The 16,835-nt window shown below is 67.3% G+C and carries 17 protein-coding genes; 7 read left to right on the top strand and 10 right to left on the bottom strand.

The features are described 5' to 3' along the window. A partial coding sequence (locus Q0X16_RS09010) for a PPC domain-containing protein (RefSeq protein WP_297833283.1) occupies positions 1-474 on the top strand: 474 nt, incomplete at its 5' end. A gap of 105 nt (positions 475-579) precedes the next feature. Here the strand turns inward: Q0X16_RS09010 and Q0X16_RS09005 are convergent. From Q0X16_RS09005 to Q0X16_RS08995, 3 genes are read right to left on the bottom strand one after another with little or no spacing between them, the layout of a single operon-like run. Further along, complete coding sequence (locus tag Q0X16_RS09005) at positions 580-1,068, bottom strand: asparaginase domain-containing protein (protein WP_297833282.1); 489 nt, start codon at positions 1,066-1,068, stop codon at positions 580-582. Between the two features lie 29 nt (positions 1,069-1,097). Further along, entirely contained in the window at positions 1,098-2,681 is a 1,584-nt protein-coding gene (locus Q0X16_RS09000) for a tetratricopeptide repeat-containing sulfotransferase family protein (RefSeq protein WP_297833281.1), read from the bottom strand. After that, positions 2,678-3,019 carry a DUF2069 domain-containing protein gene (locus Q0X16_RS08995; RefSeq protein ID WP_297833280.1) on the bottom strand — a complete coding sequence of 114 codons (342 nt, stop codon included), beginning with the start codon at positions 3,017-3,019 and terminating at the stop codon, positions 2,678-2,680. The genes Q0X16_RS09000 and Q0X16_RS08995 overlap by 4 nt, the downstream gene beginning before the upstream one ends. 118 nt (positions 3,020-3,137) lie before the next feature. On the opposite strand from Q0X16_RS08995, the gene Q0X16_RS08990 reads away from it, so the two are divergent. The 4 genes from Q0X16_RS08990 (at position 3,138) to Q0X16_RS08975 (ending at position 7,136) form a co-directional block, all read left to right on the top strand. Continuing rightward, the gene (locus tag Q0X16_RS08990; RefSeq protein WP_297833279.1) at positions 3,138-4,409 is read left to right on the top strand and encodes a YihY family inner membrane protein; all 1,272 of its coding nucleotides are present in this window, start codon (positions 3,138-3,140) and stop codon (positions 4,407-4,409) included. Positions 4,410-4,435: 26 nt separating this feature from the next. Beyond that, positions 4,436-4,966, top strand: a complete 531-nt coding sequence (locus tag Q0X16_RS08985; protein WP_297833278.1) for a TlpA disulfide reductase family protein — start codon at positions 4,436-4,438, stop codon at positions 4,964-4,966. Between the two features lies 1 nt (position 4,967). Next, positions 4,968-5,237: an acylphosphatase gene (locus Q0X16_RS08980; RefSeq protein ID WP_297833277.1), complete on the top strand. Its 270-nt coding sequence runs from the start codon at positions 4,968-4,970 to the stop codon at positions 5,235-5,237. Positions 5,238-5,318: 81 nt separating this feature from the next. Continuing rightward, positions 5,319-7,136, top strand: coding sequence for a hypothetical protein (locus Q0X16_RS08975; RefSeq protein WP_297833276.1), 1,818 nt, complete (start codon positions 5,319-5,321; stop codon positions 7,134-7,136). 19 nt (positions 7,137-7,155) lie between these two features. On the opposite strand, the gene Q0X16_RS08970 is transcribed toward Q0X16_RS08975, so the two are convergent. The 3 genes from Q0X16_RS08970 to Q0X16_RS08960 all read right to left on the bottom strand — a co-directional run bounded on the left by Q0X16_RS08970 (position 7,156) and on the right by Q0X16_RS08960 (position 10,788). Continuing rightward, positions 7,156-7,581 carry a helix-turn-helix transcriptional regulator gene (locus Q0X16_RS08970; protein WP_297833275.1) on the bottom strand — a complete coding sequence of 142 codons (426 nt, stop codon included), beginning with the start codon at positions 7,579-7,581 and terminating at the stop codon, positions 7,156-7,158. A gap of 86 nt (positions 7,582-7,667) precedes the next feature. Next, entirely contained in the window at positions 7,668-9,089 is a 1,422-nt protein-coding gene (locus Q0X16_RS08965; RefSeq protein WP_297833274.1) for a sigma-54 dependent transcriptional regulator, read from the bottom strand. 91 nt (positions 9,090-9,180) lie between these two features. Further along, positions 9,181-10,788 carry a histidine kinase dimerization/phospho-acceptor domain-containing protein gene (locus Q0X16_RS08960; protein WP_297833273.1) on the bottom strand — a complete coding sequence of 536 codons (1,608 nt, stop codon included), beginning with the start codon at positions 10,786-10,788 and terminating at the stop codon, positions 9,181-9,183. A gap of 125 nt (positions 10,789-10,913) precedes the next feature. Between Q0X16_RS08960 and sucC the strand changes: the two genes are divergently transcribed. Together sucC and sucD are read left to right on the top strand one after the other, a co-directional pair. Further along, positions 10,914-12,074 (top strand): ADP-forming succinate--CoA ligase subunit beta, encoded by a 1,161-nt coding sequence (gene sucC / locus Q0X16_RS08955; RefSeq protein ID WP_297833272.1) that lies wholly within the window; start codon positions 10,914-10,916, stop codon positions 12,072-12,074. 56 nt (positions 12,075-12,130) lie between these two features. Further along, positions 12,131-13,006: a succinate--CoA ligase subunit alpha gene (gene sucD, locus Q0X16_RS08950; protein WP_297833271.1), complete on the top strand. Its 876-nt coding sequence runs from the start codon at positions 12,131-12,133 to the stop codon at positions 13,004-13,006. 160 nt (positions 13,007-13,166) lie between these two features. Here sucD and Q0X16_RS08945 read toward each other — a convergent pair whose 3' ends face one another. From Q0X16_RS08945 to Q0X16_RS08930, 4 genes are all read right to left on the bottom strand, one after another. Next, a complete protein-coding gene (locus Q0X16_RS08945) occupies positions 13,167-13,835 on the bottom strand; it encodes a hypothetical protein (protein ID WP_297833270.1) in 669 nt (222 codons plus the stop codon). 117 nt (positions 13,836-13,952) lie between these two features. Further along, complete coding sequence (locus tag Q0X16_RS08940; protein ID WP_297833284.1) at positions 13,953-14,861, bottom strand: ion transporter; 909 nt, start codon at positions 14,859-14,861, stop codon at positions 13,953-13,955. A 5-nt stretch (positions 14,862-14,866) separates the two neighbouring features. Then, the gene (gene hemL / locus Q0X16_RS08935) at positions 14,867-16,159 is read right to left on the bottom strand and encodes a glutamate-1-semialdehyde 2,1-aminomutase (protein ID WP_297833269.1); all 1,293 of its coding nucleotides are present in this window, start codon (positions 16,157-16,159) and stop codon (positions 14,867-14,869) included. A 79-nt stretch (positions 16,160-16,238) separates the two neighbouring features. Beyond that, on the bottom strand, positions 16,239-16,685 hold the full coding sequence (locus Q0X16_RS08930) for a DUF192 domain-containing protein (RefSeq protein ID WP_297833268.1): 447 nt from the start codon (positions 16,683-16,685) through the stop codon (positions 16,239-16,241). Positions 16,686-16,835: the final 150 nt, after the last annotated feature.

Below are 16,835 nucleotides of genomic sequence, written 5' to 3'. Positions count from 1 at the left end.
GCACCGACCGACAGCAGCTACGACTGCCGTCCGTACAAGTCCGGCAACTCCGAAAGCTGCACGTTCGCCAGCCCGTCGGCCGGCACCTACTACGTCCGCCTGAAGGCCTACCAGGCGTTCTCCGGCGTCAGCCTGGTCGGTGACTACACCACGGGCGGTGGCGGTGGCGGTGGCGGCGGTACCACGACGGTGAACTTGCCGCAGGTGACGTCCGGAAACTGGTCTTCGACCTACACCGCTACGGTCAATGCCGGGCAGACGGCGACCTTCGCGATCTCGGGCGGTACCGGTGATGCCGATCTGTACGTGCGCGCGGGCAGCGCCCCGACCACCAGCAGCTACAGCTGCCGTCCGTACAAGGCGGGCAACAGCGAAAGCTGCACGTTCACACCGACGTCGACCACCACCTATTACATCAAGGTGCGTGCATACTCGACGTTCTCCGGCGTGGTGCTGACTTCGACGATCCAGTGATTCCGGCACCGAGTCACGCCGGTTCCAAGGCGTGACTCGTTCGGAAAGCGCAATGAAAACCCCGGCTTCGGCCGGGGTTTTTCGTGGTGACGCCGTCGGCGCTATTCAGTCCATCGCCTCGAACCGGTTGGCTTCGACGTTCTTGCGCACCTTGCGCGGATTCCAGATGCGTCCGTTCATGGCGATGTAAACGCCTTCGGGCAAGGATTGCACCGCGCCGACCGCGCAGCCGATGTTGAACACCGCGTCCGAGCCTTCGAAGCGGGCTGGGTTGAGCGCGCCGGTCAGGACGATGGTCTTGCCGGGGATGCCGGCAAGGGCCTCTGCGGTCTGCACCATGCTGTCGGTGCCGTGGGTTACCAGTACGCGGCTTTCTTCCTGCGCGGCGATCGTCGCCCGCAACAGCTGGCGGTCGGCATCGGTGACGAACAGCGAGTCCTTGCGCAACAGCGGGATGACGTGGAAACGGAAGGCGACCCGGTACTCCTCAAGGATGCCCCCGATCTGCGGTTCGCCGACCTGGTAGTCCGACTTGGCGTCGAAGTAGATCTTGTCGATGGTGCCGCCGGTGGTGACGATGAGAAGATTGTCCATGGGCGTATTGTCCGTCAATCGCGTGGCGCTTACAGCATGGAAAGCGGCAGCTTGAGCAGCGACCACAGCGGATCGAGCAGCGCACCGTAGGCCAGGGCGTGGGTGGCGGCGGCGCGCAGCGGCTGACGCACCTGCGCGGCGCTGGCGGTGCGGACGCTGCGGGCGCTGCGGTGCGGGGACAGGCATGCGGGGTCGAAGGCCAGGCCGCAGTCGTCCAGCAAGGCGCGGATGTGCGCTTCGGGGGCGTCGAGCAGATCCTCGTAGCGGTGCAGGTGGATGTGGCCCGGGTCGCGGCTGCGGTGGGTGTCCATGGCCTGTTCGCTGCGCCTCAGGTACAGCGCGATGTGCGCCAGCGTGTTGGCGAAGTGCGGTTGGCTGTAGAACTGCTGCTTGAAGCAGGACCACGCGGTTTCGCGCGGGTCGCGGCGGGTTTCGATGACGGTGGCGCCGGGCAGCATCGCGCGCAGGATCCCGGCGTGCTTCCAGTTGTCCGGCTGCTTGTCGGTCATCCGCGGACGCCGCGCGCGCCAACGGGCGGTGCGGGCGAGGTAGTCCTGGCCAAGCTGCTGCCAGTCGGCGGCGGTGGCTTGCGGCACCCACTGCGGGTAAGGCCGCTTGCGACGCATGGATTCGCGCTGGATCACGATACCCAGGTCGTCCAGTTCGCTGGCACCTTCGACCTCGGGGTGGGCAGCGAGGATCTGCTCGAACAAGGTCGAGCCGGACCGCGGCAGCCCGACGATGAAGATGACTTCGCGGCCAAGCGTCGGGTCGATCGGTGCGGGCAGCGATCCGGTCGCCACCAGCGACTGCGCTACGAACGACTCGAAGGCTTCCGGTCGCCACGGCGTCAGCTGTTCCTGCAGGGCGTTGGCGGCGGTGAAGGCGGCCAGTGCCGCATCCAGTTGGCCGCGGTCTTCCTCGGCCTTGCCCAACGCATGTCCCATGGCGACCCGATCGGGAGGAGCGACGTCGGGGCCGAGCAGTTGCACGCGAAGGGTCTGGATGTCGGCCTCGTCCAGCGGCTTCGTCTTGATGTTGGACAATCCGCGCCAGGCATCGCCGCAGGCCGGGCGCAGGCGCAGCGCCTCGCGATAGCTGCGTGCGGCGGCATCGAAACGGCCGGCATGGGCCAGTGCGTCGCCCAGCAGCACCCGGGCTGGCAACAGGGCGGGAGCCAGCGTCGCGGCCCGCTCCAGTGCGTCGATCGCGCCCTCGGTGTCTCCGATCTGCTGCAAATTGCGTCCGAGGTTGAACCACGGTATCGGCTGATCCGGGGCCAGCGAGCAGGCGCGCCGCCAGCTGACCAGCGCGGAGGCCAGGTCGCCACTGGCCGCTCGCGCCGTGCCCAGATCCGCGTGCAGCAGGGCGTCCTCGGGAGCCAGCGCCAGCGCGCGATCCAGGGTGGCGACCGCGCGCTCGGCGCGGCGCGTCTGGAGTTCGACGATGGCCAGGTAGCGCAGCGGTTCGGGATGGGTGGGCGCGCGCTGGCAGGCCTGCTTGAACAGCGCCTCGGCCTGCATCAGCCTGCCGTCGCGGAGTGCCCGCGCACCGGCCTGCAGGGATTCCGCGACCCCGGAAGCCAACCCCGCCATGCGCGGATCGCCGCTCATTTTCGAAGCGCCTCGTGCTTGCTGCGCCAGGCGCGGATGCCGGGCAGACAGGCGGCATGGATGATGGCCAGCGCCAGCAAGGTTTCGAGGCTGGCCTGCAGGCGCAGCTGCGGTTCGGCATACAACAGCATCGTGCCGTGGCTGAACCACAGCAGGGCCAGCACTGCGGCAGTGAAACCGGCGCGCCGCCAGCCGTGCGCGGCGGCGATCGCCAGCAGCACCGGAGGCAGGGCAAAGACCAGCAGCGCTGCCGCGACCTGAGCGTCGCCCGCGAACCAGAAGCCGTACAGGGCCGCCAGTGCGAGCAATGCGGTGATGAGATAGTGCTTCGGGTTCATCGGAGAATGCGGTGGCCGAGGGCGGAAGTTTCGCACGCGGGTGGGCGCCGTGCCGTGTCGAAACGGCATGGTGGTTTCCTGGAGGTGGATTTTCGCGACAACCTGCTAGGCTTGGCGGATGCCACCCGCCGAGATCGTCCGTCGCTGGAGCTGCAATCTGCGCGATCCCGCCCGGATCGGCAGTTTTTCCCGCTTCGTCTTGCGTCGTTTCCTCGACGACCGCCTGTTCGAAGCGGCCGGCGCGCTGTCCTACACGACCGCGTTCGCGCTGGTGCCGCTGACCATGGTGGCGTTCGGCATCCTGTCGGCGTTTCCGGTGTTCGATGCATGGAGTGATCGCCTCAGCGGCTATATCTTCGCCAACTTCGTGCCGAGTTCCGCACGCGCGGTGTCCGGCTATCTCACGGATTTCTCGGCCAACACGCGTTCGCTGACGACCGCCGGTGCGCTGGCGTTGATCGTCTCGCTGCTGGTGGCGGTCAGCAGCGTGGAGTCGATCTTCAACCGGATCTGGCGGGTGCCGACCGCGCGCCCGAAGTTCAGCCGCTTCCTCGTCTATTGGACGGTGCTGACCCTCGGCACCCTGGTGGCGGCGGCCAGCGTGGCGCTGTCGACCCGATTTTTCGCGCTGTCGATTTTCGAAACCCTGCCGGGTCGCTGGCTGGAAGCGCTGATGCTGCGGCTGGCGCCGATGGGAATCGAACTGCTGGCATTTGCGGCGCTGTTCAAGGTGGTGCCGCACCGCACCGTGTTCTGGCGTCACGCGATGGGCGGAGCGCTGCTGGCAGTGCTGCTGTTCGAAGGCGTGAAGTCGGGGCTGAGCCTGTACCTGGGCAGCTTCGACGCCTACCAGAAGATCTACGGCGCGGTGGCGCTGGTGCCGATCGTGATGCTCTGGATCTACCTCAGCTGGGTCGCGGTGCTGCTCGGGGCTTCGTTCGCGGCATCGACGTCGGCCTTCCGCTACCAGCCGCGCGAGCTGCGCCTGCCGCACGGGCATGAACTGTACGGCGTGCTGCGCATGCTCGGCCGTTTCCAGCAGGCGCGCGTCAAGGGCAGCGGCTTGACCAGCGAGGACATCCAGATTCTGGAGCCGAGCCTGACCGACGACATGATCCAGGCGCTGCTGGCGCGGCTGGTGTCGATCAGCGTGCTGCAGCGTGCCGAAAGCGGGGAATGGCTGCTGGCCCGCGACCTCGACGAAGTACGGATGGAGGAAATCTACGAGGCCGCCCTGTTGCGCATCCCGGTGAGTTGCGTGGTTCCGCCGCAGGCCGACGATGCGCTGGGCATCGCGGTGATGAAGGCGATGGAGCAATTGCGCGTCCCGCTGCACTCGATCCTGCACCAGCCGGTCGCAAGTATTTACAGGGAGATGGAAGTCGAATGAGACGACGCTGGGCGTCTGGACTCTGGATGGCGGCTGCCTTGACGCTGCTGGCCGCCTGCGGTCGCGTGGAACCGGGGGCGGACACCGGCCGAACGGCGACGGCGCCTGCCGCGGGTGCGCGCGACGGACGGGCGCAGCCGGAGCATCCGACGCTGCGGGTCGAGACCCTCGACGGCGCGGGTTGGGATCTCGCCCAGCAGCGCGGCAAATGGGTGCTGGTCAACTACTGGGCCACCTGGTGCGGTCCGTGCCTGCAGGAGATGCCGGAGCTGTCGGCGCTGGCCGCGATGCGCCAGTACGTTTCCATCATCGGCCTGGCCTACGACGACACCGACCCGGAAGAGATCCGCGCGTTCCTGCAAGAGCATCCCGTCACCTACCCGATCGCCCGCGTCAGCATCTACGCCCCGCCGGAGCATTTCGGCGTGCCGCGCACCCTGCCGACCAGCTGGCTCCTGGATCCGGACGGCAAGGTCGTGCGCAAGTATTCCGGGCAGGTGACCGCGCGGATGATCGAAGAAGACATCGCCGCCCGCGGCGGCCCCAAGGCCGGCTGAGATGGCCGCGGCGCGTTTTCTCGTCAGCGGTCGCGTGCAGGGTGTGGGTTTCCGCACGGCCACCCGCGCGCAGGCGCGGCTGCTGGGCCTCGCGGGATGGGCCGTCAACCTGCCCGACGGCAGGGTCGAGGTGCTGGCGCAGGGAGCGATCGACCAGGTGGCTGCGCTGGAGCGCTGGCTGCAGGTCGGACCGGCGCTGGCGCGGGTGGATGACGTGCAGCGATGCGACGAGGAAGAGGATCCGGACAGCGCCGGATTCACCATCGGCTGAGGCTTTTCAACGTTGTCGATTGCCTGAACGGCGTCGACGTATGCAAGAATCACCCGGGAAACCCGCTTCGGGACAGGGACGATGGCTGGTGGTTTTTTCTCCGAACTCAGGCGCCGCAACGTGCTGCGCGCTGCCGTGCTCTACATCGGCGCGGTGTGGGCGCTGGCGCAGGGCATTGCCCAGCTCGGTCCGGAAGTCGGTGCGCCCGAGGCCGCGACCCGATGGTTCCTGATCGCCGCCGGCGTCGGTTTTCCGCTATGGCTGATGCTGTCCTGGCGCTACGAGTTCACCAGCAGCGGAATCAAGCTCGAAAGCGAGGTGACGATCGCCGACGAGGCTTCGCGCAAGACCCACAACCGACGCACCGACTTCGTCATCATCGTGGTGCTGGCGGTGGCCGTGGTCCTGCTGCTCACCGACCGGGTGGTCGAACGCGTCGAGCCGCAGACTGCTGCGCCGGTACCGGCGTTGCCGGCCGACAGCAACTCGATCGCCGTGCTGCCGTTCGACAGCGGCAGCAGCGATGAGAGCCAACAGGCGTTTTCGGATGGGCTGTCCGAGGGCTTCATCATCGCGCTGGCCCAGATCAAGGGGCTGCGGGTGATCAATCCGAAGTCCTCGTTCCAGTTTCGCGGCAGCGACGAAGACGACCGGACGATCGCGGCCAAGCTCGGCGTTTCGCACCTGCTGGAAGGAAGCGTGCGCCGGTTGGGCGATACGGTTCGCGTCAGCGCCACCCTGATTCGTGCCAGCGACGGCAGCACCCTGTGGGCGGACAGTTTCGATCGTCCCTACAAGGATCTGTTTGCGTTGCAGGACGCCATCACCGCGCAGGTGGCCACGGCGCTCAAGGCGCAGCTTCTTCCCAAGCCGCAGGCCGCCCAGCAGAACGACCGGCCGCCCAGCGGCAACATCGAGGCCTACGATGCCTATGTGCAGGCGCGGCTGGTCGGGGCCACCGACGCAGGCAAGGCCCTGGAACTCTACAGCCATGCGATCGAACTGGATCACGATTACGGGGTGGCCTATGCGTGGAAGGCCTTCACCCTGGTCGATGCGGTCGCCGGCGGCGGCGTCACCGGCAAGGGGGCCGAAAAATTCCTGCAGGAGGCCGATGCCGCGGTCGCACAGGCGCTGCGTCTGGCGCCCAACCAGGCCGCGCCGCATTTCGCGCGCGGCTGGCTGCTGATCATCCGCGACTTCAACTGGAAGGAAGGCGAGGCCGAACTGCGCAAGGCGGTCGAACTGGCGCCGGACGATGGCGATGCGCTCTATCAGCTGGGCGTTGCGCGCGCGAGCCAGGGGGATTTGAACCAGTCCGTCGACCTGACCCGGCGCGCGCTCAAGATCAATCCGCTGGATGCGAACTGGTATCGCGGGCTGGCTGCCTACCTGATGCCGGCCGGGCGTCTGGATGAGGCGCGGCAAGCGGTCAACAAGGCGATCGAACTGGAGCCGACCGCGCTCTACAACCACTACATGCTGGCGGTCGTCGACATGCTGCGCAAGGACCTGCCGGCCGCGCAGAAGGCCGCGCAGGCCGAACCGGAAGGCGCGTGGCGCGATTTTGCCCTGGCGCTGGTCGCGCAAGCCAGCCCCGACCGGGCCGCCGCCGACACCCGCCTGAATGCGGTCGTCCGCAGCTATCCTGAGGGTTGGGCGATCCAGATTGCACAGGTCCATGCCGTGCGCGGCGAGCCCGATGCGATGTTCCAATGGCTGGACAAGGCCAGGGTGGCGCACGATCCGGGAATGCTGCTGTTGCTCTACGATCCCCTGTTGCTGCGCTATCGCGACGATCCGCGCTACGCCGCGCTGGCGCGCAAGGTGGGCTTGCCGTGGCCTCCTGCCGCTTCGGGCGCCCCGGCCCCGCGAACCACGGGGCCGGCCAGTCCCTAGGGCAAAGCCGACCGCCGCGTCAGGACTTCCGTTTTGGCGCCTGCTTCATCGGGTGTTTCGTCGCGACGCGTGGCTTGGCGGTGCGCTTGCGTGCGGTCCTGGCCGCGGCCTTGGGATCGGTTGCCGGGGGGGCGGGCTGCATGCTGCGCACGATTTCCAGCAGCGCGTTCTGCTGGCGTGTTTCAAGACCGCGATAGCAGGCCAGCAGTTCGTGTTCGCCGCGCGTGCGGGCCGGATCCAGCGCCGCCGCCAGTTCCCCGAGCAGCGCGCCGGCCGGCACCCCGAGCGTTCGCGCCAGCGCCTCGATCTGGTCGTAGCCGGGCAGTTTGTCGCCGCGCAGCCAGGCGTTGACGGTCTGGATCCCGGCCTTGGGAATGGCCGTGGCGATCTCGGTGACGCTCAGGCCGCTGGCCTTGGCCAGGCGTTGCAGGGTGGTGGCGAGCATGCGCATGACTTCCTTGGCGGATTGGCTTCGAGTGTAGGACGCGCCTCATCCGTCCGCCATCGCGGCGCCCGCATCGTCACTCCAGCTCAATCGATGCCCAGTTTCTTGAGCTTGTAGCGCAGGGCGCGGAAGGTGATGCCGAGCGAGGCCGCGGCCTTGGTCTTGTTGTAGCGGTTGTCCTGGAGGGCCTGTTCGATGGCCTTGCGCTCGATTTCCTCGATGAACTCGGGCAGCGCGCTGCTGGCGGATTCGCGTGGATCGATGCTGCGCGGATCGCGTGCGCTGGACTCGATGGCCGGCGATGCAGGCATGCTGCGGGCTTCGGGAAGGCGCAGGTTCCCGGCCCGAATGCCGTCGTCGTCGGCCAGCGCGAATGCGCGTTCGAGGATGTTTTCCAGCTCGCGCACGTTGCCGGGGAAGGTGTAGTGGCCCAGCGCTTCCAGCGCATCGACGTGCAGGACGGGTTTCTCCCGGCCCTGGGCTGCGGCCAGCCGGACGAGGATGGCGTCGATCAGCATCGGCAGGTCTTCGCGCCGCTCGCGCAGCGGCGGCACCCGCAGCTCGATCACGTTGATGCGGTAGTACAGGTCGTGGCGAAACTTGCCTTCGTCCGTCAGCGCCGCAAGGTCCTTGTGGGTGGCCGACAGGATGCGCACGTCGACCGCCACTTCCGAATTGGCGCCGACCGGGCGCACCGATTTTTCCTGGATCGCGCGCAGCAGCTTGACCTGCATGTGCATCGGCAGTTCGGCGATTTCATCGAGGAACAGCGTGCCGCCCTCGGCGGCCTGGAACAGCCCGCTCTTGTCGGCATGGGCGCCGGTGAAGGCGCCTTTCCTGTGGCCGAAGAATTCGCTCTCCATCAGTTCGGTCGGGATGGCGCCGCAGTTGACCGGGATGAACGGCCCGCCGGCGCGCGAGCTCTCGCCGTGGATGGTGCGGGCGACCAGTTCCTTGCCGACGCCGGATTCGCCGACGATGTAAACCGGCGCCTGGCTGCGCGCGACCTTGGCCAGGGTCGCACGCAGCGTGTTCATCGCCGCCGACCGGCCGAGCAGCTTCGAGAGGGCGGAGGTGTCCGGCGTGGCGCTCTTGCCGGGTTCGGCGTCGCCGCGCAGCTTGAGCGCGTGCTGCACCAGACCGCGCAGGACGGCCAGATCCACCGGCTTGCTGACGAAATCGAAGGCGCCGGCCTTGAGCGCATCGACGGCGGCTTCCTGATTGCCGAAGGCGGTGATCATCGCCACCGGGGTGTGGGCGTGGAGCTGGGTGATTTCGCGCACCAGCTCGATTCCCGAACCGTCGGTCAGGCGCATGTCGGTCAGGCACAGAGCGTACTGGCGGGTACGCAACAGGGCGCGGGCGTCGCGCAGCGAGGATGCGGTGTCGCACTTCACGCCCATCCGCCCGAGGGTCAGCACGAGCAACTCGCGGATATCGCGCTCGTCGTCGACGATGAGCGCGCTGGAGGGCGCGCCGGATGGACCGCTGGCCGGGGACGGATTCATGAGCGTCACGATAACCGCTTGCCGCGCCGCGTCCAAGTGCGACGTTTTGCGTCAGTGGGCGGTTGCCGGCAGGTCTGGCTTTTGACGCGGATCAGGACGTCAGGATTGCCCTGGCGCGGGCCAGACGGATCCGGAAGCAGCAGCCTCCGGCAGGCAGCGGGACATGCTCGAGGTTGGCCTGGCTGGCCAGGCACAATTCGCGTGCGATATACAGGCCCAGCCCGGTGCCGTGGCTGGAGGTCGTGAAGAAGGGCCGGAACAGCTGGGCGGCGACGGAGTCGGGGATGCCGGGGCCATGGTCGATCACGTCCAGCAGCGGCGTGTCCTTGCTGTCGAAGTGCGCGTGCAATTCGATACGGGCCGGTTCGCCCGGCATCCGGCCATAGATGCGGGCGTTGTGGACCAGCGCCGTGACGGCCTGCTGCAGCTGGCGCTGATCGACGAGGCAGGGGATCGGCGTCTTCGGAACACGGGCTTCCAGCGTGTCCTGTTCCAGCGGCTGGGTTTGCCGGTAATCCTCGACGAAACGGCGGGCGAATTCGGCCAGATCCACGTGCTCCGGCTGGGCGCGTTCGCGCCGGGCCAGGCTGAGCACATCCTCGATGATGCCGTTCATGCGCCGGGTCTGCTGATAGATGATTTCCAGCAGGCGGCGATCGGATTCGGGGATATCGCGGGACTCCTCCAGCAATTGGGTGGCGTAACTGATCGCCGCCAGCGGGTTGCGGATTTCGTGGGCCAAACTGGCAGAGAAGCGGCCCAGCGTGGCCAGGGTCAGGGTCTCGGCACGGCGCGAGGCCAGTTCCGCATCGTCGAGAAAGACCAGCACCTGGTCGCCTTCGGCCAGCAGCTGGGCGAAGCGCGGCAGCACTTCCGGCAGGTCGGGCGCCAGTTGCAGCGGGGTGGAGTCCATGCGCCCATCGCGCTTCCAGTGCTGCAGTCGTCGTTCCAGCTCCGGCGCGGCGGTGGCCAGCAGGCGTCGCCCTTCCCCCGCGCTGCCGACCTGCAAGATCGCCGCCTCGTTGGCCAGCTGGATTTCGTCGTTGCCGTCCACCAGCAGCACGCCGGTGCGCATGCGTCGGATGATCAGTTCGTTGACCTCGGCAAGGCTTTCGGCCTGGCTGCCGCGGCGTTCGGCTAGCGCCTGGCTCAGCCGCACCTGGCGTCCGACCAGGGTGGTCAGGCTGGCCAGGGCGAGGTAGCTGATCCCGAACATGAGGATCTCGACCGTTGGCCGGGCCGGGGTATCGCCGCTGAGCAGGATCCACAGGTGCTGGGCGAGCAAAGCCGCGCCCGCGCTGGCCGCCGCCGCCATGCCAACCCGCAGCGGCAGCAGCAGGGCGGCGGCGCCGATGTTGAACAGCAGCATCATCGCCACGCCCGAGGCCACGCCCGGCAGCGCGCCGGCGGTCAGCGCCGCGACGACGATATCCACGCTGATGCCGATCGCCGCCTGCCGGACGATGGGCCCGCGGCGACCGCTGAGGAACAACCCGAAGGCCGCCAGCAGGTAGCCAAGCGCAATCCACTGGGACAACGGCGAGGGATCCGAGCCACCCAGCATGATCCCGACGGGACTGAAGACGGCCAGGCACAGCAGCGCGGCCTCCAGCAGCCGGTACAAGGTGAAATAGTGCAGCTCGCGGCGACTTTCGCTAGCCGGGGATGGGTTGGATGGCGGCGTCTGTGGCCCAGTCATCGCCCGAAGTATGCGCGAAGGGAGCGCGGCTGCGTCACGTGATGCGCTGCAACAGGCTAAAATGGGCGTTCATCCGTGCGCACCAGGCGGCGCACGTCCGAAATTTTCCTTCTCTGGGGTGACCCATGAATTTCCACGAATATCAGGCAAAACAGCTGTTTGCCGACTACGGCATCGCGGTTCCGGCGGGGCGCGTCGCGCGCAATCCGGAAGAGGCGGTTGACGCCGCCAAGGCGCTCGGCGGCAGCTTCTGGGTGGTCAAGGCCCAGATCCACGCCGGCGGCCGCGGCAAGGCCGGCGGCGTCAAGCTCGCCAAGACCCTCGACGAGGTGCGCGAGTACGCGCGCGCCATGCTCGGCACCCGAATGGCGACCTACCAGAGCGCCGGCGTGGCGCTGCCGATCGACAGCGTGCTGGTGTGCGAAGCCACCGACATCGCCAAGGAACTGTACCTGTCGGTGCTGGTGGATCGCGATACCCGCACGATCACCTTCATCGCCTCGGCCGAAGGCGGCATGGAGATCGAGCAGGTCGCGCGCGAGAAGCCCGAGGCGATCAAGACCCTGCACGTCGATTTCGTGCAGGGCCTGCAGCCGTTCCAGTGCCGCGATCTCGGGTTCGCGATGGGCCTGACCGCCAGGCAGGTCGGCCAGCTGACGAAGATCATGCTGGGCCTGTATCGGCTGTTCAACGAAAAGGATCTGGCGCTGGTTGAACTCAACCCGTTGGCGATCCTCACCGATGGCAACCTCGCGGTGCTCGACGGCAAGATCAACTCCGACGACAACGCCACCTTCCGCCACGAAGACCTCGCGGCGATGCGCGACATCCGCCAGGAAGACAAGACCGAGGTGCGCGCTAGCCAGTACGGCCTGAACTACGTCACCATGGACGGCAACATCGGCTGCATGGTCAACGGCGCGGGACTTGCGATGGCGACCATGGACGTGATCAAGCTCAACGGCGGCGAGCCGGCGAACTTCCTCGACGTCGGCGGCGGCGCCACCAAGGAGCGTGTGACGGAGGCGTTCAAGCTGATCCTGTCGAGCGACAAGGTGAAGGCGATCTTCGTCAACATCTTCGGCGGCATCGTCCGCTGCGACATGATCGCCGAGGGCATCATCGCCGCGGTCAAGGACGTGGGCGTGCAGATTCCGGTGATCGTGCGGCTGGAAGGCACCAACGTCGAAGCCGGCAAGGCGCTGCTGAAGAGCTCCGGGCTGGCGATCATCCCGGCCGACGACATCGACGACGGCGCCCGCAAGGCCGTGGCGGCGGTCGCCTGAGTCGAACCATTTCCGCAGGCGCGCCCGTCGCGCCGCGACATCCAAAGGATTTTCCCATGTCAGTTCTGATCGACAGCAACACCATGGTGATCGTGCAGGGCTTCACTGGCTCGCAGGGCACCTTCCACGCCCAGCAGATGCTGGATTACGGAACCAAGGTCGTCGGTGGCGTCACGCCCGGCAAGGGCGGCAGCGAGCATCTGGGCCTGCCGGTGTTCGACACCGTCGCGCAGGCGGTGCAGGCGACCGGCGCGAATGCTTCGGTGATCTACGTACCGCCGCCGTTCGCGGCGGACGCCATCCTCGAAGCGGCCGCGGCCGGAATCAAGGTCATCGTGTGCATCACCGAGGGCATCCCGGTGCTGGACATGCTGCGCGTCAAGAACGTGCTCAAGTCCCATCCGGACACGGTGCTGGTCGGCCCCAACTGCCCCGGCGTGATCACGCCCGGCGCATGCAAGATCGGCATCATGCCAGGCCACATCCATATGCCGGGCAAGGTCGCGATCGTTTCGCGTTCGGGCACGCTGACCTATGAAGCGGTCAAGCAGACCACCGACGTCGGCCTCGGCCAGTCCACGGTCATCGGCATCGGCGGCGATCCGATCAACGGGCTGAACTTCATCGACTGCCTGAAGCTGTTCCAGGACGATCCGCAGACCGAAGGCATCATCATGGTGGGCGAGATCGGCGGGCGCGCCGAAGAGGACGCCGCGGAGTTCATCGCCCAGCACGTCACCAAGCCGGTGGTCGGCTTCATCGCCGGCGCCACCGCGCCCAAGGGCAAGCGCATGGGCCACGCCGGCGCGATTGCCTCGGGCGGATCGGGCACGGCCGAAGGCAAGTTCGCCGCGATGGAAAAAGCCGGCATCACCACCGTGCGCACGCCGGGCGAACTGGGCAAGGCGATCGCTAGGAGCCTTGCGAAGTAAACCGGCGTCCACGTCGGCCGCTTGCGGCCAACCGGCGCGAAACGCGAAAACGGCGACCCTGACGCAAACACGTCCGGGTCGCCGTTTCCATTTGCGAAGCCGGCTTCCAGCCCGCTCCGGCGCGGCGCACCTGTATGGCACGCTGCGCCGAAAACCGGGTTTACTGGGCCTTGTCCGGGAATTGCGCCGCGATGCCGCCCGCCAGCGCGTCGGCAATCGTGTTCATGTGCTCCTGCATGGCCTTCCAGGTTTGCGCCTCGGCGGTCATGTTGCCGGCCATGATTTCCGTCACCTGCGCCTTGTGATGCGCGGCGTGGGCCAGCAGCAGGCCGTCGACCGTGGCCTCCGGCCAGTGGTCCGGATTGGCGCCATGCAGGAACTTCGCGATTTCACCCGCGTTGGCGGACAGATCCTGCATCGCCTTGTCGATACCGGCCTGATTGCCCGCGTGGGCGGCGTCGGTCAGCGCCTTCACGCCGGCCCAATGGCCGCCGAGCAGCTTCATCATGCCCTTGCCGGCGTCTTCCCCGTAGAAGCCGGCGACGGCATTGGCGATGTCTTGGGCGTTGGCGACGGTGTCGTGCTCGGCCTTGGCTGCGGCAGCGGCATCACCGGCCTTCACCGCCATCGCATAGGCGCGGGTGTTGACGACGTGGCCGTGCCAGAGGGCGCGCAGCGCGGCGTGCAGCTTCGGCGCCTGCGGGACTGCGGCGGTGGTCTGGTGGGTCGCGTGCGCGGCGTGCTGCGCGGCGGAAGGGGTGGCGGCAAACGTGGCCATCGGCATGCCAAGGCCCAGCGCAATGGCGCAGGCGAGAGCGAGAGATTTCATGATGTTGTCCTCCATGCGTGTCGCGGGACGCCGGAGTCGGTGCCTGCCGCGGCTGGGGAGCAGGCTAGGAGCATGCGTGTGAAGAACACGCAACGTCGATGCGTGCAACAGGGGCGATCAGCCTGCGGCAGGGCCGGCGGACGCTTCCTGATCGGGCAACGCGGTTCCGCACTTCCGGCAGAACCAGGCGTCCATGTTGTGCTCGTTCAGGCTGCAGCCTGGGCAGAGCACGAGTCGCCGTCCGCGCGTGCGGATCGTGCGCGCCAACTCGGCGCTGTAGATGCCGGTGGGGACCACGATGATGCTGTAGCCGATGATGATCAGGGTCGAGGTCAGAAAACGGCCGATGGCGGTGGCCGGTGACAGGTCGCCGTAGCCGACGGTGGCCATCGTCACGATCGCCCAGTAGACCCCGGTGGGAATGCTGGTGAAGCCGTGTCTGGGGCCTTCGACCAGATACATCAGGGAACCGAAGATGATCGCGATGGTCAAAAGGCTCATGATGAAGATCAGGATCTTGCGACGGCTGCGGATCAGCGTCTGGATCAGCATCCCCGCTTCCTCGGAATACTTGACCAGCTTGAGCACGCGGAAGATGCGCAGCAGGCGCAGGATCCGCACCACCACCAGTGAAAGGCTGGTCGGAAACAGCACCGACAGGAAGGTGGGCAGGATCGCCAGCAGGTCGACGATGCCAAGGAAGCTGGTGGCGTAGCGCAGCGGCTGGCGGATCACCCACAGGCGTGTCAGGTATTCGACGGTGAACAGGAGGGTGAAAAACCACTCGGCGACGTACAGCACCGAGTGCCAGTGCGCTTCGATGTTCGGCTCGCTGTAGAGCATCACCACGATCACGCTGGCGATGATCGCGATGATCAGGAACAGGTCGAAGTTGCGTTCGTCGCGGGACTCGTGGTGGAACAGCAGCCGGTACCAGCGATAGCGCCGCCCTTCGCGGCTGGCCGGCCAGTAGGTGCGGTCCAGCAGGCTGCCGGAGCCTGCGTCGGTCGGCCTTGCGGGCGGCACCGCGCTCACGAGGGGCCGATCTCGCGGAACGCCTCGCGCGCGGCTTCGATCGTTGCGGCGATCACTGCATCATCGTGTGCGGCGGAAATGAAGCCGGCCTCGAATGCACTCGGCGCAAGATAGATGCCGCGTTCCAGCATGGCGTGGAAGAAGCGGTTGAACGCGCCGATGTCGCTGGCGACGGCCTGCGCGTAGGTGTCGACCGGATCGGCGCTGAAATAAAGCCCGAACATGCCACCAACGCGTTGTGTGCTGAAGGCGACGCCGGCATCGCGGGCCGCCGCCTCCAGCCCGTCGCAAAGGGCGCGTGTCTTCGCTTCCAGGGCATCGTGGAAGCCCGGTTCCTGGATCAGGTCCAGCATCGCCAGCCCGGCGGCCATCGCCACCGGGTTCCCGCTCAGCGTCCCGGCCTGGTAGATCGGCCCGCTGGGGGCGATCTGCTCCATCAGGTCGCGGCGGCCGCCGTAGGCGCCGACCGGCATGCCGCCGCCGATGATCTTGCCGAAGGTGGTCAGGTCGGGCGTGACGCCATAGCGCGCCTGCGCGCCGCCCAGCGCCACCCGGAAGCCGGTCATCACCTCGTCGAAGATCAGCACGGTGCCGTGCTGCGTGCACAGCTCGCGCAGGTGCTGCAGGTAGCCTTCACGCGGCGGCAGGCAGTTGGCGTTGCCGACCACCGGCTCGATGATCAGCGCCGCCAGCGTGTCGCCGCAGTCGTCGAACAGCCGCGTGGCGGCGTCGAAGTCGTTGTAGGGCAGCGTCAGCGTCAGATCGGCCAGCGCCTTGGGAACGCCGGGCGACGTCGGCACGCCGAAGGTCAGCGCGCCGCTGCCGGCCTTCACAAGGAAAGAATCGGCGTGTCCGTGGTAGCAGCCTTCGAACTTGACGAAAGGATCGCGCCCGGTGGCGCCGCGCGCCAGTCGCAGCGCCGACATCGTGGCCTCGGTTCCCGAGTTCACCATGCGCACCACTTCGCAACTGGGCACGAGGCGTGCGATCGTTTCCGCCATCGTCACTTCCAGCGGATTGGGGATGCCGAACGACAGGCCGTTGCGCGCGGCGGCGAACACGGCTTCAAGCACCTGCGGATGGTTGTGGCCGACGATCATCGGCCCCCAGGAACCGACGTAATCGATGTAGCGGTTGCCGTCCGCGTCGAAGACGTACGGGCCTTCGGCGCGCTGCGCGAAGAACGGCTCGCCGCCAACGGACTTGAAGGCGCGTACCGGCGAATTGACGCCGCCGGGGAGCAGGCGTTGCGCGCGGGCGAACAGTGCGTGGGAGCGATCGGTCTTCATCGTCGAGTAGCGGTCCGAAAGAGCATGCAACCGCCATTGTGCCGCGGTGGATGCGGCCTGTCCCCATGCGCGCGGCGGGTCACTTTGCCGGCGCGATCCCGGGACCGAACGTCAGCACGGCGCCGTCCTGCAGCTTCAGCCGTTCCGCCTGTCCCGCGTTGAGTTCGAGCACGTAGCGCGCCGGCACGTTGCTGGGATAGGACGGGCAGGAATCGCCCAGCGAGCAGGGCGGCACGTCGCGCTGCTGCGCCACCAGCTTGTGGTCGTTGTCGAAGTAGAGGATGTCGAGCGGAATCCGGGTGTTCTTCATCCAGTACGACTGCGGCATCTGCTCGTCGTGGATGAAGACCATGCCGTGGTTTTCGGCCATGGTGTCGCGGAACATCAGCCCGCGCGCGCGCGCCTCTTCGGTGCTGGCAATCTCGACGCTGTAGCGCTTCCCGCCCAGCTCGACCCAGGATTGCCCGGCGTCGGCGCAGCCCGAGAGCGTCAGTGCGCACAACAGGGAAAGAGCGAGACGCCGCATGCGAAAGCTCCATTGCTCACGTGAAGGCCGAACCTTGCGCGCAAGCCGTGCGCTGCGTCAAGACTGGTCAAGTCGAGCCGGCCGCCACACAATGCGCGTCCCTCTCCGCTGCGGCCCGTTCCGGCATGCGGCGAAGGTGAAAAACCGCTC

Origin of the sequence: Thermomonas sp. (genome assembly GCF_025993755.1) — a bacterium.
Lineage (GTDB): Bacteria > Pseudomonadota > Gammaproteobacteria > Xanthomonadales > Xanthomonadaceae > Thermomonas.
Note: the sequence above shows the minus strand (reverse complement) of the source record. Positions and strands in the feature narration are given on the sequence as shown.

What these genes read in the sequence shown, in the direction of transcription:
- Q0X16_RS09000 (WP_297833281.1), bottom strand. Translation starts at nt 2,681, where the DNA reads ATGAGCGGCGATCCGCGCATGGCGGGGTTGGCTTCCGGGGTCGCGGAA.
- Q0X16_RS08960 (WP_297833273.1), bottom strand. Translation starts at nt 10,788, where the DNA reads ATGACTGGGCCACAGACGCCGCCATCCAACCCATCCCCGGCTAGCGAA.
- Q0X16_RS08965 (WP_297833274.1), bottom strand. Translation starts at nt 9,089, where the DNA reads ATGAATCCGTCCCCGGCCAGCGGTCCATCCGGCGCGCCCTCCAGCGCG.
- Q0X16_RS08975 (WP_297833276.1), top strand. Translation starts at nt 5,319, where the DNA reads ATGGCTGGTGGTTTTTTCTCCGAACTCAGGCGCCGCAACGTGCTGCGC.
- Q0X16_RS08980 (WP_297833277.1), top strand. Translation starts at nt 4,968, where the DNA reads ATGGCCGCGGCGCGTTTTCTCGTCAGCGGTCGCGTGCAGGGTGTGGGT.
- Q0X16_RS08995 (WP_297833280.1), bottom strand. Translation starts at nt 3,019, where the DNA reads ATGAACCCGAAGCACTATCTCATCACCGCATTGCTCGCACTGGCGGCC.
- Q0X16_RS08990 (WP_297833279.1), top strand. Translation starts at nt 3,138, where the DNA reads ATGCCACCCGCCGAGATCGTCCGTCGCTGGAGCTGCAATCTGCGCGAT.
- hemL (WP_297833269.1), bottom strand. Translation starts at nt 16,159, where the DNA reads ATGAAGACCGATCGCTCCCACGCACTGTTCGCCCGCGCGCAACGCCTG.
- sucC (WP_297833272.1), top strand. Translation starts at nt 10,914, where the DNA reads ATGAATTTCCACGAATATCAGGCAAAACAGCTGTTTGCCGACTACGGC.
- Q0X16_RS08985 (WP_297833278.1), top strand. Translation starts at nt 4,436, where the DNA reads ATGGCGGCTGCCTTGACGCTGCTGGCCGCCTGCGGTCGCGTGGAACCG.
- Q0X16_RS08930 (WP_297833268.1), bottom strand. Translation starts at nt 16,685, where the DNA reads ATGCGGCGTCTCGCTCTTTCCCTGTTGTGCGCACTGACGCTCTCGGGC.
- Q0X16_RS09005 (WP_297833282.1), bottom strand. Translation starts at nt 1,068, where the DNA reads ATGGACAATCTTCTCATCGTCACCACCGGCGGCACCATCGACAAGATC.
- Q0X16_RS08945 (WP_297833270.1), bottom strand. Translation starts at nt 13,835, where the DNA reads ATGAAATCTCTCGCTCTCGCCTGCGCCATTGCGCTGGGCCTTGGCATG.
- Q0X16_RS08970 (WP_297833275.1), bottom strand. Translation starts at nt 7,581, where the DNA reads ATGCTCGCCACCACCCTGCAACGCCTGGCCAAGGCCAGCGGCCTGAGC.
- sucD (WP_297833271.1), top strand. Translation starts at nt 12,131, where the DNA reads ATGTCAGTTCTGATCGACAGCAACACCATGGTGATCGTGCAGGGCTTC.